The organism is Flexivirga sp. G2 (genome assembly GCF_055397625.1).
In genome coordinates this window covers 638,215-653,898 of the sequence record NZ_AP039675.1, presented here as the reverse complement: position 1 = coordinate 653,898, position 15,684 = coordinate 638,215, and the positions used below count along the sequence as shown (strand labels likewise).

The following is a 15,684-nucleotide window of genomic DNA, read 5'->3' as shown; positions in this document are numbered from 1 at the left end:
CGGGGCCCCCGCGAAGTATTCGGAGGAGCGAAGCGGGGGAGAAACTTCGTGGGGTGGCTCTCATCGCATGAACAACGACGAGTGCTGCGCGAGGTTCAGCAGCGGCGCCGGTGCCACACCGAGAACCAGCGTGGCCAGCGCGCCGACCGTCACCGCGACACCGGTCAGCGGCGACGGGATGAGCACCTGCGTGTCACCGGTCGGGTCGGAGAAGTACATCAGCACGATGACCCGGACGTAGACGAACGCGGTGACGGCGCTCATCAGCATCGCGATGACCACGAGCCAGGTTGCACCGTGCCCGACCGCGCCGGAGAACAGCGCGAACTTGGCCGTGAACCCGGAGGTCAGCGGGATGCCGGCGAAGCCGAGCAGCAGGAACGAGAACGTCGCCGCGAGCACCGGGCTGGTCCTGCCCAGACCGGCCCACTGCGACAGGTGCGTCGCCTCGGATCCGGCGGACCGGACCAGCGGCACCAGACCGAACGCGGCCAGCGTGGTGAAGCTGTAGGCGACCAGGTAGAACATCGTCCCGGACAGGCCGGTCTTGTTCAGGGCCACCACACCCACCAGCAGGAAGCCGGCGTGCGAGATGGAGCTGTAGGCGAGCAGCCGCTTCATGTCCGTCTGGGTCACCGCGAACACCGCACCGACCACCATGGTCAATACCGCGACGATGGCCAGGACCGGCTGCCAGTTCCAGCGCAGGCCCTCGAGTGCGACATAGAAGAGCCGCAGCATGGCACCGAAACCGGCGACCTTGACCGTGGTGGCCATGAAACCGCTGACCGGGCTGGGCGCACCCTGGTAGACGTCCGGCGTCCACGCGTGGAACGGCACCGCGCCGACCTTGAAGAGCAGACCCACTGCCACCAGCAGGACACCCGGGACGAGGATGTCGTCCCGGCCGTTGACCGTGCCGAGCGCGTCGGCGATCTCGCTGAACCGGATCGACCCCGTGGCACCGAAGACCAGCGCCGAACCGAAGAGGAAGAACGCCGACGAGAAGGCACCGAGCAGGAAGTACTTCAGCGACGCCTCCTGCGACAGCAGCCGCCGGCGACGAGCCAGTCCGGTGAGGATGTAGAGCGGCAGCGACAGCACCTCGAGCGCGATGAACATGACCAGCAGGTCACCGGCCGCGACGAAGAGCATCATGCCGCCGACCGAGAAGAGCACCAGCGGGAAGACCTCGGTGGTCGTCGCGCCGAGGCGCACCGCGTTGGTCTCCATCGGCGAGCCGGGCACCGAGGCACCCGACTGGGTGAAGGCGTCGGCCGCCTTGGTGTCGAACCGCTCGGCCATCATCATGACCGCGAGGAAGGACAGCACCAGGATGGTGCCCTGCAGCATCAGTGCCGGACCGTCGATCACGACGGCCTCGGCCGCGGTGACACCCTTGTGGTCACGCGAGAGCAGCACCAGGGTCAGGAAGCTGGCCACGAGACCGACGAGGGTGACGCCGAGCTGCGTCCAGTACCGCAGGGCGCGCGGCACGAAGGCCTCGACGAGGACACCCACCATGGCCGCGCCGAAGATGACGAGCATCGGCACGACAGCGGCATACGAGATGTGTGCCTGGGTGAAGGTGGCGGGCGTGGTCACTTGCTGCTCCCGTCTGTGGTGACGCCGGCATGCGGCGCCGGGTCGTGAACGTTGACGTGCTGCAGCGTCGAGGTGACTGCCGGCTTCAGCAGGTCGAGCGCAGGCTTCGGGAAGAAGCCGAGCACGAGCATCAGCGCGATCAGCACACCCGCGACGACCCGCTCACGCAGGCTCAGATCGTGTATGCCGGAACCGCGCACCTTGGCCTCGGCCGGGATGTCCGCAATGTCCGTCTCCGGCTCGTCGAACAGCGTGTCGGTGACTCCGGTCGACGGCCGCAGGCCGTTGTCGCCCAGCGCCAGGGTGCCGTCCTCGGCCGCCACGAGCTGCTGCTTCGGGCCGGTGAAGACGTTCTTGTACATCAGCAGGATGTACAAGGCCGCGAGCACCACTGCGACGACCGAGATGCCGGCCGCCACCGGGTAGCGCTGGAACGTGCCGACCAGGACCAGGAACTCGGAGATGAAGGAGTTCAGGCCCGGCAGCGACAAAGCGGACAGCCCGGCGACCAGCGTGACGCCGGCGAGCACCGGGGTGGTCCGCTGCCAACCGCCGTAGTCGGTGATGTTCTTGCTCTTGCCCCTGCGGATCAGGAACCCGGCGAAGAGGAACAGGGCCGCGGTCGTGATGCCGTGGTTGACCATGTAGAGCTGCGAACCGATCATCGAGGTCTGGGTGACCGCGAAGATGCCCAGCACGATGAGGCCGAAGTGGCTCACCGACGTGTAGGCGATCAGCCGCATCATGTCGTTCTGGCCGACGGCGGCGATCGCGCCGTAGATGATCGAGATGATCGCCAGGATGATCACGACCGGCGTGGCCCACTTGCTGGCCTCCGGGAAGAGCTGCAGGCAGAACCGGATCATCCCGAAGGTGCCGACCTTGTCGAGCACGCCGACCAGCAGCACCGCGACGGCGGGCTTGGACTCGGACGCGGCATCCGGCAGCCAGGTGTGGACCGGCCACATCGGCGCCTTGATGGCGAAGGCCAGGAAGAAGCCGACGAACAGCAGGCGGCCGGTGCCCTCCGACAGGTGCAGACCGGTCAGCGAGCTGACCAGGAAGCCGTGGTCGCCGCCCGGGCCCTGCTGGTAGAGGCCGATGACCGCGACCAGCATGATCAGTCCGCCGAACAGCGAGAACAGCAGGAACTTCACCGCGGCGTACTGGCGGCGCGGGCCGCCGAACATGCCGATCAGGAAGTAGACCGGGATCAGCATCGCCTCGAAGAAGACGTAGAACAAGAAGACGTCGGTCGCGGCGAACACGCCGATCATGAACGTCTCGAGCACCAGCAGCAGCGCGAAGTAGCTCTGTTCGCGACGCCCGCCCTCGGGGATGTCGTTCCACGCGGCCAGCAGCGAGACCGGCACCAGCACCAGGCTCATCAGGATGAGCGACAACGCCATACCGTCCACGCCGACGGCGTAGGACACACCGAACTGCGGGATCCACGAGTGGGTCTCGGTCAGCTGGAACTGCCCGTGGCCACCGCCGGTCTTGAACTGGGTCGCGGCGAGGACGCCGACCACCAGCGTGATCAACGAGAACGCCAGCGCGATCGGTCGGGTGTTGCGGGCCGCGCCCTTGGGCAGCAGCGCGACCACAGCGGCACCCACCAGGGGTATGACGCCGAGCGTCGTCAGCCAGGGAAAGTCCGTCATCACTGCACCACCCACAAGGCGCCGAGGATTGCGACGACGCCCACGAGCATCGTCAGGGAGTAAGTACGCACGTATCCGTTCTGCATCTTCTTCAGTCGAGCGGAGCTGCCGCCGATGCCGGCTGCCGAACCGTTGCCCACGCCGTCGACGACCTTGTTGTCGAAGAAGACGAGAGCGCGGGTCAGGTGCAGACCTGGGCGCTGGATGGCGGCCTGGTTGAAGTCGTCCTGACCGAGGTCACGACGCGCGGCCCGGGTGAGCGGCGAACCGACCGGTGGAGTGATCGGCACGTCGTCGCGCCAGTACATCCGCCACGCCATGACGATGCCGATGACCATCAGGACGAAGGTCGCGATCATCAGCGGGCCGGCACCGAGGACGTGTTCGCTGCCCTCGTGCTTGCCCACGACCGGCTCCAGCCAGTCGGTGATGATGCCGGTCGGGCCGAGGATGAGGCCGAGGAACGCCGAGCCGATCGCGAGGACCATCATCGGGATGGTCATCGTCAGCGGCGACTCGTGCGGGTGGACGTCCTCGGTCCAACGGCGCTTGCCCATGAATGTCATGAAGAACATCCGGGACATGTAGAAGGCGGTGACGCCGGCCGCGATGAGGGCGGTCAGACCGAAGACCCACGGCTTCCAGCCGCTGCCCTCGAAGGCCGCCTCGATGATCTTGTCCTTGGACCAGAAGCCGGACAGTCCGGGGAAGCCGATGATGGCCAGGAAGCCCAGCCCGAAGGTCACCCAGGTGATCTTCATGACCATCGCGAGGCCACCGAACCGGCGCATGTTGACCTGGTCGTTCATGCCGTGCATGACCGACCCGGCACCGAGGAACATCCCGGCCTTGAAGAAGCCGTGCGTCACCAGGTGGAAGATCGCGAAGGCGTAACCGACCGGGCCGAGCCCGGCGGCCAGCACCATGTAGCCGATCTGCGACATGGTCGACGCGGCGAGCGCCTTCTTCAGGTCGTCCTTGGCACAGCCGATCACCGCTCCGGCGAACAGCGTGATCGCGCCGACGATGCAGACCGCGAGGCGGGCGTTCTCGGAGGCGTTGAAGATCACGTGGCTGCGGACGATGAGGTAGACACCGGCAGTCACCATGGTCGCCGCGTGGATCAGTGCCGAGACCGGGGTCGGACCGGCCATCGCGTCGCCCAGCCAGGACTGCAGCGGGAACTGCGCGGACTTACCGCAGGCGGCCACCAGCAGGGCCAGGCCGATCGCGAGGAGGGTGCCCTTCCCGGCGTGCGCGACCCCGGCGTTGACACCGGCGAAGTCGAGCCGGCCGAACGCCCAGAACATCACGAACATCGCGATGAGCATGCCCATGTCGCCGATGCGGTTGAGGAAGAACGCCTTGTTCGCCGCGGTCGCGTAGGCCGGGTTCCAGTTCCAGAAGCCGATCAGCAGGTATGACGCCAGGCCGACGCCCTCCCAGCCGACGAACAACAGCAGGTAGGAGTCGGCGAGCACCAGCGTCAGCATGCTGGCGACGAAGAGGTTGAGGTAGGCGAAGAACCGGCGCTTGTCCGGGTCGTGCTCCATGTAGCCCAGCGAGTAGACCATGATCAGCGACCCGACGAAGGTGATCAGCATGACGAAGGTCAGGGACAGCTGGTCGAGCAGCAGGCCGGCGTCGAGGTTGACCTTGCCGGCCGGCAACCAGGAGTAGAGGTGCAGGTGCATCGACCGGTCGTCGGCCGGCTTGCCGCGCAGCTGCAGCAACACCAGCAGGCCGATGACGAACGAGGCCCAGGACAACAGCACGGCCAGGATCGGCCCCGCCTTGTCCAGCTTCTTCCCACCGAGCAGCAGCAGGGCAGCACCCAGCGCAGGCAGGCCGATCATCAGCCAGCCGATTGATGCCACACCTGTGGCGTCATGCATGGTCACGAATACTCCCTAACTCACAGCTTCAGCAGGTTGGCGTCGTCGACCGACACGGACCTGCGGGCGCGGAAGATGGCCATGATGATCGCGAGGCCGACCACGACCTCCGCGGCGGCCACCACCATCACGAACAGAGCGATCACCTGACCGTCGAGCGACCCCTGCATGCGGGCGAAGGTCACGAAGGCGAGGTTGGCGGCGTTGAGCATCAGTTCGATGCCCATGAAGACGATGATCGCGTTGCGACGCAGCAGCACGACGGCGCTGCCGATCGAGAACAGGATCACCGACAGGTAGATGTAGGACGTGAGTGTCATGACTGACGGTCACCGACTTCCTTGCGGCTCATGTCGCCGGCTTCGCCCTCGATCTCCTGGGCGGCCGCGACGTAGGACTCGGCGGACCCGACCTGGCCGCGCGCCTTGAGGACACGCTGCGCCGAGGACTCGGCGGGCGTGCCGTCCGGCAGCAGGGCCGGGACGTCGGCCGCGTTGTGCCGGGCGTAGACACCGGGCACCGGCAGACCGGCGACGAACTCGTTGCGCCGGATCCGGCCGCGCGACCAGTCGGCCTGCGACGCCTTGGGCAGCAACCGCTCACGGTGTGCCAGCAGCATCGCACCGATGGCCGCCGTGATCAGCAGCGCCGAGGTGACCTCGAAGGCCCACACGTAGGGGCCGAAGATCAGGTTGGCCAGGCCGCTGACGTTGCCGGTGTCGTGGTTGACCTTGTCCAGGCCCTTGGCGCCGCCGAAGCTGATCTTCGCGACACTGACCAGCAGGCTGATCATCACCGCGAGGCCGAGCAGCAGGCCGGCGGCCCGCTGGCCCTTGATCGTCTCGACCAGTGAGTCCGACGAGTCGACACCGACCAGCATGATCACGAACAGGAACAGCATCATGACCGCGCCGGAGTAGACGAAGACCTGGATGATGCCCAGGAACTCGGCCTGCTCGGCGATGTAGAAGACACCGAGCATGACCATGGTCAGCGCCATACCCATGGCGGCGTGGACCGCCTTGCGAGCGAACAGCAGCGCCAGCGCACCGGCGACCGCGAGCGGTGCGCCGAAGAAGAACAGCGTTGCCTCCGCGCCTCCGAGTCTCATGCTGTGTGTCCTTCCGAGTCGGCAGCACCGGCGTGCGCGGCCACCCAGTCCTGCTGAGCGGTCGTCGCGCCGGTCACCTTGCCCTGGTAGTAGTCGCGCTCCTCCATGCCCTCCACCATCGGGTGCGGGGCCGGCGTCATACCGGACTGGAGCGGAGCGAGCAGCTGCTCCTTGGTGAAGATCAGGTCCGCGCGGTTGTTGTCGGCGAGTTCGTACTCGTTGGTCATCGTGAGCGCACGCGTCGGGCACGCCTCGATGCACAGACCGCAGAAGATGCAGCGCAGGTAGTTGATCTGGTAGACGCGGCCGTAACGCTCGCCCGGCGAGAACCGCTCGCCGGCCGCGTCGTCGTTGTTCGCGCCCTCGACCAGGATCGCGTCGGCCGGGCAGGCCCACGCACACAGCTCACAGCCGACGCACTTCTCCAGTCCGTCCGGGTGGCGGTTCAACTGGTGCCGGCCGTGGAAGCGCAGCTGGGTGGGCCGCTTCTCCTCGGGGTACTCCTCGGTGGTGACCTTGCGGAACATCGTCGCGAAGGTCACCCCGAAACCGGCCACCGGAGCGAACATCTCGGACAGGAAACCCTGCTTCTGCTCGCCGTCGGCAGCACCGCCGGCCTGCTTGTCGGCGCGCTTGTTCGTGCGCTTGTCGTTGTCAGCCACGGGTGTCCTCCTCCTCGGAATCGGTCTCGGCCGGTCGGGTCGCGTCCGCCGTCTCACCGGCGCTGTATGCCGCGGAGGGCGTCAACGCCGGAGCCGGCTCCCGCAGGACCTGGCCGGGCAGCGGCGGCACCGGATAACCACCGGCATACGGGTCGACCTCGGTCGGCTGCTCGGGGATCGCCTTCTCCCTGGCAGCCGCCTTGTAGTCGTAGATCCAGGCGGCGGCGAGCACCAGCAGCACGATGATCACGATGGTGATCAGGGTCGACCGATGCAGTCGGCCACCCCAGACCATGGTCTTGCCCAGGAAGCCCTCGTTCGAGGCGCGCAGGAACGCGACCGCGACCACCCACACCAGGGTGCTCGGGATGAGGACCTTCCAGCCCAGCCGCATGAACTGGTCGTACCGGACACGCGGCAACGAACCACGCAGCCAGACGAAGAAGAACATGAACAGCCACAGCTTGATGACGAACCACAACAGGCCCCACCAGCCGCCGTTGAACATGCCGCCGCCGATGGCCGCGATTCCCGGAGGCGCCTGCCAGCCACCGAGGAACAGCGTGGTGGCCAGGCCGGAGACGGTGAACATGTTGACGTATTCGCCGAGGAAGAACATCGCGAACTTCAGCGAGGAGTACTCGGTGTGGAAACCACCGGTCAGCTCACCCTCACCCTCGGCGAGGTCGAACGGCAGTCGGTTGGTCTCACCGATCATGGTGATGATGTAGACGCCGAACGAGAAGAACGCCGGGATGCAGAACCACAGGTTGTTCTGGGCGAGCACGATCTGGCTGGTCGACATCGAACCCGCGTAGAGGAAGACAGCCACGAGCGCCAGACCCATCGCGATCTCGTACGAGATCACCTGGGCGCTGGATCGCAGACCACCCAGCAGCGGGTATGTCGAGCCGGAGGACCAGCCGGCCAGCACGATGCCGTAGACGCCGACACCGGCGACCGCGAGCACCAGCAGCACCGCGACCGGGACGTCGGTCAGCTGCAGCGGCGTGTAGTGGCCGAACATCCACACGTTGCCGGACAACGGGATGATCGCGAACGACACGAACGCCATCGCACCGGCGATGATCGGCGCCAGGACGAACATCAGCTTGTCCGCGTTGCGGGGGGTGATGTCCTCCTTCAGCGCCAGCTTCACACCGTCGGCCAGGGTCTGCAGCAGACCGAACGGGCCGGTCCGGTTCGGGCCGGGGCGTTCCTGCATGCGACCGATGACACGTCGCTCGAACCAGATGACGATCAGGGTGTTGACGAGCAGGAAGACGAACAGCAGCAGCGCCTTGATCAGCGACAGCCACCACGGGGTGTCGCTGAAGTCGGCCGCCGGGTTGTCGGTGCTGGTGGCCAGCGCCGGGCCGGCGAGGGCGACGAGATTCACTCCGCACTCTCCTTGTCGGTGGTCGTCACGGTGGCCGGCGCCTTGGCGAGCGTGACGATCGCGCCGCCGTCGGCACCGAGCGTGGCACGCACGGCGCTGTCGGTCGAGTTGGTCGGCACCCACACGACGTAGTCGGGCATGTCGGTGATCACGACGGGCAGGGTGATCGAGCCGTCCTTGGTGGACACCTCGAGCCGCTCCCCCTCGCTGACGCCGACGCTGGCGGCGGTCGCCGCCGACAGCCGGGCCACCGACGCGAAGGCGGTGCCGGCCAGGAACGGCTCGCCGTCCTGCAGCGCACCCTTGTCGAGCAGGTGCGTCCAGGTCGACAGCACGGCCTCGCCGATGAGCGGGCGCGGGACGCCGCGGGACTTCACCCGCGGGCGGGCCGGACGCTCACCGGTGAACGCGCCGAGTTCACGCATCTCCGCACGGACCTGGTCGGTCGAGCGGGTGCCCAGGAACTCGCCGAGCTCGGCGGCCAGCAGGTCGAGCGCGCGGAAGTCGGCGATGCCGGGGCTCTCGATGGCCTGCTCGAAGGGCCGCACGCGACCCTCCCAGTTGACGTAGGAGCCGGACTTCTCCTGCTGCGCAGCAACCGGGAGTATGACGTCGGCGTACGGCGCGACCGCGCTCTCGCGAGCCTCGAGCGACACCACGAACGCCTTCTCCAGTCCGGCCTGGGCCGTGTGCTGGTCGGGCAGGTCGCGCGGGTCGACCCCGCCGACGACCAGGCCGGCGAGCTCACCCGAAGCGGCCGCGGCCAGGATCGCGCCGGTGTCCCGGCCGACCTGCTCGGGCAGGTCCGTGGCACCCCACACCGCACCGACCTCGCTGCGGGCAGCGGCGTCGGACACCGGGCGTCCGCCCGGCAGGAGGTTGCCGATGGCACCAGTCTCGAGCGCACCGCGCTCACCGGCGCGACGCGGCACCCAGGCCACGCGGGCGCCCTTGGCCTGCGCGAGGGCGAGCACGGACGACAGCGCACCGGGCACGGTCGCCATCCGCTCGCCGACCATGATGATCGAGTCGGCGCTCAGCTGCTGGGCGGTCTCGGCCAGGTCACCGCTGGCGGCGGTGATCGCGTCGAGCACCTCGGCCTCGGTGCCGGGTGCGGCCGCGATCAGCGAGCCACCCATCTTGGCCAGGCCGCGGGTCACGAACGGTGCGACCGACATGACCTTGGTGCCGTTCTTGCGGTTGCCCTTGCGCAGCCGCAGGAAGACGATCGGCGACTCCTCCTCGGGCTCGATGCCGACCAGCAGCACCGACGGTGCGTGCTCCAGGTCGGAATAGGTGACGGACGCGGCCGCGCCCTCACCATCGGGTCCGGTCGCCACGACGGCGCTCGCCAGGAAGTCGGCCTCCTCGGCCGACAGCGGCCGGGCGCGGAAGTCGATGTCGTTGGTGTCGAGCACCAGACGCGCGAACTTGCTGTAGGCGTAGGCGTCCTCGGCGCTGATGCGACCGCCGGTGAGCACACCGACACCGCCCGCGGCCTTGGCCTGCGCGATGCCCTTGGCGGCGATCTCGAGTGCCTCGGGCCACGCGGCGACCCGCAGCTCGCCGTTCTCGTCGCGCACCAGCGGCGTCTCGAGACGCTTGCTGGTGGCGTACTTGAAGGCCCAGCGACCCTTGTCGCAGTTCCACTCCTCGTTCACCGCCGCGTCGTCCAGCGCCATACGACGCAGCACGACACCGCGACGGTGGTCGGTGCGGATGGAGCAGCCGCTGGCGCAGTGCTCACACACCGACGGCGTCGACATCAGGTCGAACGGCCGGGACCGGAAGCGGTATGCCGCGCCGGTCAGCGCACCCACCGGGCAGATCTGCACGGTGTTGCCGGAGAAGTAGGACTCGAACGGCTTCTCCTCGTAGATGCCGACCTGCTGCAGCGCACCGCGCTCGATGAGCGCGATGAACGGGTCGCCGGCGATCTGGTCGGAGAACCGGGTGCAGCGGGCGCAGAGCACGCAGCGCTCACGGTCCAGCAGCACCTGGCTGGAGATGTTGATCGGCTTGGGGTAGGTCCGCTTGATGTCGTCGAAGCGGGACTTCGGCCGGCCGTTGCTCATCGCCTGGTTCTGCAGGGGGCACTCGCCGCCCTTGTCGCAGACCGGGCAGTCCAGCGGGTGGTTGATGAGCAGCAGCTCCATCACACCCTGCTGCGCCTTGTCGGCCACCGGCGAGGAGATCTGGGTCTTGACCTCCATGCCCTCGGTCGCCTCGATGGTGCAGGACGCCTGCGGCTTGGGCATCGCCCGCATCGAACCGTCCGGGCCGGGGGTCGAGATCTCGACGAGGCACTGGCGGCAGGCGCCGACCGGCTCCAGCAGCGGGTGGTCGCAGAACCGCGGGATCTGCACGCCGACGTCCTCGGCAGCACGGATCACCAGCGTGCCCTTGGCCACGCTGACCGGCACACCGTCGACGGTGAGCGACACGCTCTCCGGCGGGGGCGGCGGTGTCGCTGCCTCGCCGCCGGATGCGGATGAAGTGACGGTCGTCATACGGACGCGGTCTCCTTCTGGGTGGAAGCGGCCGGGAAGAGCGCCGAACCCTCGGGCGGGAAGGCCTCCCACCACGGGGCGTGCATGCCGGCCTCGAACTCTTCACGGAAGTACTGCACGGCCGAGGTGACCGGGCTGGTGGCGCCGTCGCCGAGGGCGCAGAACGAACGGCCCAGGATGTTGTCGCAGATGTCGACGAGCTTGTCGATGTCGTCCTGCGTTCCCTGGCCCAGCTCGAGCCGCGTCATGATCTGCTTCAGCCAGAACGTGCCCTCACGGCACGGGGTGCACTTGCCGCAGGACTCGTGCGCGTAGAAGTCGATCCAGCGGCTGACGGCGCGGACCACCGAGGTGGTCTCGTCGAAGATCTGCAGCGCACGGGTGCCGAGCATCGAACCGGCCGCGGCGACCGACTCGAAGTCGAGCGGCACGTCCAGGTGTACGTCGGTGAAGATCGGCGTCGACGAACCACCGGGGGTCCAGAACTTCAGCCGGTGGCCCTCGCGGATGCCGCCGGCCATGTCCAGCAGTTCGCGCAGCGTGATGCCGAGCGGTGCTTCGTACTGGCCGGGACGCGTGACGTGACCGGAGAGGCTGAAGATGCCGAAGCCCTTGGACTTCTCGGTGCCCATGTCGCCGAACCAGTCGGCACCCTTGCCCACGATCAGCGGAACCGACGCGATGGACTCGACGTTGTTCACCACAGTGGGCCGGGCGTACAGACCGGCGACGGCCGGGAACGGCGGCTTCAGGCGGGGCTGGCCGCGACGGCCCTCGAGGCTGTCCAGCAGCGCGGTCTCCTCGCCGCAGATGTAGGCACCTGCGCCGGCGTGGACGGTGACCTCCAGGTCGAACCCGGTGCCGTGGATGTCCTTGCCGAGGTGACCCGCGGCATACGCCTCCTCGACCGCGCGCATCAGGCGGCGGTAGACGTGCACGGTCTCACCGCGCAGGTAGATGAAGGCGTGGTGGCACCCGATGGCGTATGACGTGATCGCGACACCCTCAATGAGGAAGTGCGGTGCCGCCATCATCAGCGGGATGTCCTTGCAGGTGCCCGGCTCCGACTCGTCGGCGTTGACCACGAGGTAGCGGGGACCGCCGTCGGGCTTGGGCAGGAACGACCACTTCAGGCCGGTCGGGAAGCCCGCGCCGCCACGACCGCGCAGCCCGGAGTCCTTGGTCATGTCGACCAGGGTGGATGCCTCCATGCCCAGCGCCTTGTCGAGCGCCTGGTAGCCGTCGTGCTTGAGGTAGGTGTCCAGCGTCCAGGACTGCGGGTCGTCCCAGAACTTGGTGAGGATGGGAGTCAGCGTGGTGGCCATCACTTCTCCTTCGTGGCGGACTCGGCGGTGCCGTGTCCCTCGGTGCCGGAGTGCGCTTCACCGGGCTGGGGCTGCTGCCCGGTGCCGGCGGGGTTCTGCTGCTCGCTGGTGGCCTCGCCGGCCGCACCGGGTGCGCTCCAGCCGTTCTCCTTGGCCAGCTTCAGACCCTCCAGGCTCGGACCGCCGGCACCGACGCCCTCGTCGGCGAGGCCGTCGGGGAAACCGGCCAGCGTGCGGGAGACCTGCTTGAACGTGCACACGCGGTTCGCGCCGCGGGTGGGCTTGACGTCCTTGCCGGCGCGCAGGTCCTCGACCAGCTTGATGGTCGACTCGGGGGTCTGGTTGTCGATGAACTCCCAGTTGGCCATGACGACCGGGGCGTAGTCGCAGGCCGCGTTGCACTCGACGCGCTCGAGGGTGATCTTGCCGTCCTCGGTCGTCTCGTCGTGGCCGATGCCCAGGTGCTCGGAGACCGCCTCGAAGATCAGGTCGCCGCCCATCACCGCGCACAGCGTGTTGGTGCAGACACCGACGGTGTATTCGCCGTTGGGGTGGCGCTTGTACTGCGTGTAGAACGTCGCCACACCCGAGACCTCGGCATCGGTGAGGCCGAGTTTCTCCGCGCAGAAACTGACGCCGCGGCCGGTGACGTATCCGTCGACGCTCTGGATCAGGTGCAGCATCGGCAGCAGGGCCGAGCGCTTCTCCGGGTAGCGACCGATGATCTCGTCGGAGTCGGTGTTCAGCTGGGCCAGCTGCTCGGCGGTGTAGGGCTCCGAGCTGGCTTGCAGCGGCGTGTGCTCGTGGAACGGCTCCGCCAGTGCGTGCTCGACGTGCTCTTCAAGACTCAACGGTCTACACCACCCATGACAGGATCGATCGAAGCGACGGCGACGATGACGTCGGCGACCGAGCCGCCCTCGGCCATCGCAGCGACCGCTTGCAGGTTGTTGAAGGACGGGTCGCGGAAGTGCGCCCGGTAGGGGCGGGTGCCTCCGTCGGACACCGTGTGACAGCCGATCTCGCCCTTGGGGCTCTCGATCGCGGCATACGCCTGACCCGGCGGCACCCGGAAGCCCTCGGTCACCAGCTTGAAGTGGTGGATGAGGGACTCCATCGACTCGCCCATGATCTCGCGGATGTGGTCCAGGCTGTTGCCCTGACCGTCCGACCCGACGGCAAGCTGCGCCGGCCAGGCGATCTTCTTGTCCTCGACCATGACCGGGCCGGGGTTCTCGTCGAGCCGCTGGATGACCTGCTCCACGATCCGCAGCGACTGGTACATCTCGTCGATGCGCACCCGCAGGCGGGCGTAGGCGTCGCAGGTGTCACGGACCGGGACGTCGAAGTCGTACGTCTCGTAACCGCAGTACGGGTCGGCCTTGCGCAGGTCGTGCGGCAGGCCGGCCGAGCGCAGCACCGGCCCCGTCATACCCAGCGCCATACAGCCGGTGAGGTCGAGGTAGCCGACGTCGACGGTGCGGCCCTTGAGGATCGGGTTCTCGTTGAGCAGCGCCTCGAGCTCGCCGATGCCCTTGCGGACCAGCGGGATGTTCTCGCGGACCTGGTCGATCGTGCCGGCCGGGAGGTCGGAGGCGACGCCGCCAGGGCGGATGTACGCGTGGTTCATGCGCAGACCGCTGATGGCCTCGAAGATCCGCAGGATGCGCTCGCGCTCGCGGAAGCCGATGGTCATGACGGTCGTCGCGCCCATCTCCATGCCGCCGGTGGCGAGGCAGACCAGGTGCGAGGTGATGCGGTTGAGCTCCATCATCAGCACCCGAATCGCCTGGGCGCGCGCCGGGATCTGGTCGGTGATGCCGAGCAGCTTCTCCACCGACAGGCAGTAGACCGCCTCGTTGAAGATCGGCATGACGTAGTCCATGCGGGTGCAGAAGGTCACGCCCTGGGTCCAGGTGCGGAACTCCATGTTCTTCTCGATGCCGGTGTGCAGGTAACCGATGCCCGCCCGGGCCTCGGTGACCGTCTCGCCGTCCAGTTCGAGGATCAGCCGCAGCACGCCGTGCGTCGACGGGTGCTGGGGACCCATGTTGACGACGATCCGCTCCTCGTGCAGAGCCGCGGCCTCGTCGACCAGGTCGTCCCAGTCACCGCCGGAGGCGTTCAGCACCGGGGTGTCGTCGTCGACGTCGTGTGTCGTGGCGCCGAAGGCGTCAGTCTGTGCGGTCACTTGTAGGACCTCCTGTCGTCCGCCGGGGGCACCGTGGCTCCCTTGTACTCCACCGGTATGCCGCCGAGCGGGTAGTCCTTGCGCTGCGGGTGGCCGGGCCAGTCGTCCGGCATCAGGATCCGGGTCAGGGCCGGGTGGCCGTCGAAGATGATCCCGAACATGTCCCAGGTCTCGCGCTCGTGCCAGTCGGCACCCGGGTAGGTCTCGACGATCGACGGGATGTGCGCATCACTGTCCGGCACCGCGACCTCGACGCGAACACGCTTGCTGCCGTTGGTGATCGAGACGAAGTGATAGACGGCGTGCAGCTCGCGACCGGTCTCCTCCGGGTAGTGCACACCGCTGACGCTGCGGCACTGCTCGAAGCGCAGCGTCGGCTCGTCACGCAGTGCCTGCGCGACCACCGGCAGGTGCTCGCGGGCCACGAACAGCGTGAGCTCGCCGCGGTCCACCACGACCCGCTCGACCGCGGCGGCGTAGTCGCCACCGCGCTGGGCCAGGGCCGACTCGAGGGAGTCGGTCAGCTGGTCGAAGTAGCCGCCATACGGCTTGGCGGCGGAGCCGGGGAACAGCACCGGACGGTTCAGGCCGCCGTAGCCGCTGGTGTCACCACCGAGCGAGGCGCCGAACATGCCGGTGCGGTCGGCGACCTTGATCGGCTCGCCGACGGTCGTGGTCTCCACGAGTTCGTTCGGGGTGACCGCGTCGGTCGTCGTCGCCTCGGCGCTCGGTGCGTCGGGCGTCTTCTTCTCGTCGCTCACGCGAGCAGCCCCTTCATCTGGTGCGTCGGCGTCGCGGCCATCGCGGCCTGCTCGGCAGCGCGAGCGGCCTCGACCCGGTTGACGCCCAACTTGCTGCCCTGGATCTGCTTGTGCAGTTCGAGGATGGCGTTCAGCAGCATCTCCGGACGCGGCGGGCAGCCCGGCAGGTAGATGTCGACCGGTATGACGTGGTCGACACCCTGCACGATCGCGTAGTTGTTGAACATGCCGCCCGAGCTGGCGCAGACGCCCATCGAGATGACCCACTTGGGCTCCGGCATCTGGTCGTAGACCTGACGCACGACCGGGGCCATCTTCTGGCTGACCCGGCCGGCGACGATCATCAGGTCGGCCTGGCGCGGCGTCGCGCTGAACCGCTCCATGCCGAACCGCGCGATGTCGTAGTCGGGCGTGCCGACGGCCATCATCTCGATGGCGCAGCAGGCCAGGCCGAAGGTGGCCGGCCAGACCGAACTCTTGCGCATGTAGCCGGCAACCTGCTCGACCGTGCTCAGCAGGAAGCCCGCAGGCAGCTTCTCTTCGATTCCCATGTCCGTAGAC

13 protein-coding genes are annotated in these 15,684 nt (G+C 67.9%); all 13 read right to left on the bottom strand.

The annotated features are described in order from the left end of the window. Positions 1–60: 60 nt before the first annotated feature. Positions 61–1,605, bottom strand: coding sequence for an NADH-quinone oxidoreductase subunit NuoN (gene nuoN / locus ACZ50J_RS03245; protein WP_464299851.1), 1,545 nt, complete (start codon positions 1,603–1,605; stop codon positions 61–63). Then, positions 1,602–3,269: an NADH-quinone oxidoreductase subunit M gene (locus tag ACZ50J_RS03240; RefSeq protein ID WP_464299850.1), complete on the bottom strand. Its 1,668-nt coding sequence runs from the start codon at positions 3,267–3,269 to the stop codon at positions 1,602–1,604. Before ACZ50J_RS03240 ends, nuoN begins: the two co-directional genes overlap by 4 nt. Then, positions 3,269–5,164 (bottom strand): NADH-quinone oxidoreductase subunit L, encoded by a 1,896-nt coding sequence (nuoL, locus tag ACZ50J_RS03235; RefSeq protein WP_464301302.1) that lies wholly within the window; start codon positions 5,162–5,164, stop codon positions 3,269–3,271. Before nuoL ends, ACZ50J_RS03240 begins: the two co-directional genes overlap by 1 nt. Positions 5,165–5,184: 20 nt before the next feature. After that, the gene (gene nuoK / locus ACZ50J_RS03230) at positions 5,185–5,484 is read right to left on the bottom strand and encodes an NADH-quinone oxidoreductase subunit NuoK (protein WP_440283452.1); all 300 of its coding nucleotides are present in this window, start codon (positions 5,482–5,484) and stop codon (positions 5,185–5,187) included. Then, positions 5,481–6,275, bottom strand: a complete 795-nt coding sequence (locus tag ACZ50J_RS03225; RefSeq protein ID WP_464299849.1) for an NADH-quinone oxidoreductase subunit J — start codon at positions 6,273–6,275, stop codon at positions 5,481–5,483. The genes nuoK and ACZ50J_RS03225 overlap by 4 nt, the downstream gene beginning before the upstream one ends. Then, positions 6,272–6,844, bottom strand: a complete 573-nt coding sequence (gene nuoI, locus ACZ50J_RS03220) for an NADH-quinone oxidoreductase subunit NuoI (protein ID WP_464301301.1) — start codon at positions 6,842–6,844, stop codon at positions 6,272–6,274. The genes ACZ50J_RS03225 and nuoI overlap by 4 nt, the downstream gene beginning before the upstream one ends. 85 nt (positions 6,845–6,929) lie before the next feature. Continuing rightward, complete coding sequence (nuoH, locus tag ACZ50J_RS03215; RefSeq protein ID WP_464299848.1) at positions 6,930–8,336, bottom strand: NADH-quinone oxidoreductase subunit NuoH; 1,407 nt, start codon at positions 8,334–8,336, stop codon at positions 6,930–6,932. After that, complete coding sequence (locus ACZ50J_RS03210) at positions 8,333–10,846, bottom strand: NADH-quinone oxidoreductase subunit G (RefSeq protein WP_464299847.1); 2,514 nt, start codon at positions 10,844–10,846, stop codon at positions 8,333–8,335. The genes nuoH and ACZ50J_RS03210 overlap by 4 nt, the downstream gene beginning before the upstream one ends. Continuing rightward, a complete protein-coding gene (gene nuoF / locus ACZ50J_RS03205) occupies positions 10,843–12,171 on the bottom strand; it encodes an NADH-quinone oxidoreductase subunit NuoF (protein ID WP_464299846.1) in 1,329 nt (442 codons plus the stop codon). Before nuoF ends, ACZ50J_RS03210 begins: the two co-directional genes overlap by 4 nt. Beyond that, positions 12,171–12,992, bottom strand: coding sequence for an NADH-quinone oxidoreductase subunit NuoE (nuoE, locus tag ACZ50J_RS03200; RefSeq protein ID WP_464301300.1), 822 nt, complete (start codon positions 12,990–12,992; stop codon positions 12,171–12,173). The genes nuoF and nuoE overlap by 1 nt, the downstream gene beginning before the upstream one ends. Before the next feature lie 26 nt (positions 12,993–13,018). Further along, on the bottom strand, positions 13,019–14,362 hold the full coding sequence (locus tag ACZ50J_RS03195; protein WP_464299845.1) for an NADH-quinone oxidoreductase subunit D: 1,344 nt from the start codon (positions 14,360–14,362) through the stop codon (positions 13,019–13,021). Then, positions 14,359–15,123, bottom strand: coding sequence for an NADH-quinone oxidoreductase subunit C (locus ACZ50J_RS03190; RefSeq protein ID WP_464299844.1), 765 nt, complete (start codon positions 15,121–15,123; stop codon positions 14,359–14,361). Before ACZ50J_RS03190 ends, ACZ50J_RS03195 begins: the two co-directional genes overlap by 4 nt. Then, entirely contained in the window at positions 15,120–15,674 is a 555-nt protein-coding gene (locus ACZ50J_RS03185; protein ID WP_464299843.1) for a NuoB/complex I 20 kDa subunit family protein, read from the bottom strand. Before ACZ50J_RS03185 ends, ACZ50J_RS03190 begins: the two co-directional genes overlap by 4 nt. Positions 15,675–15,684 lie beyond the last annotated feature (10 nt).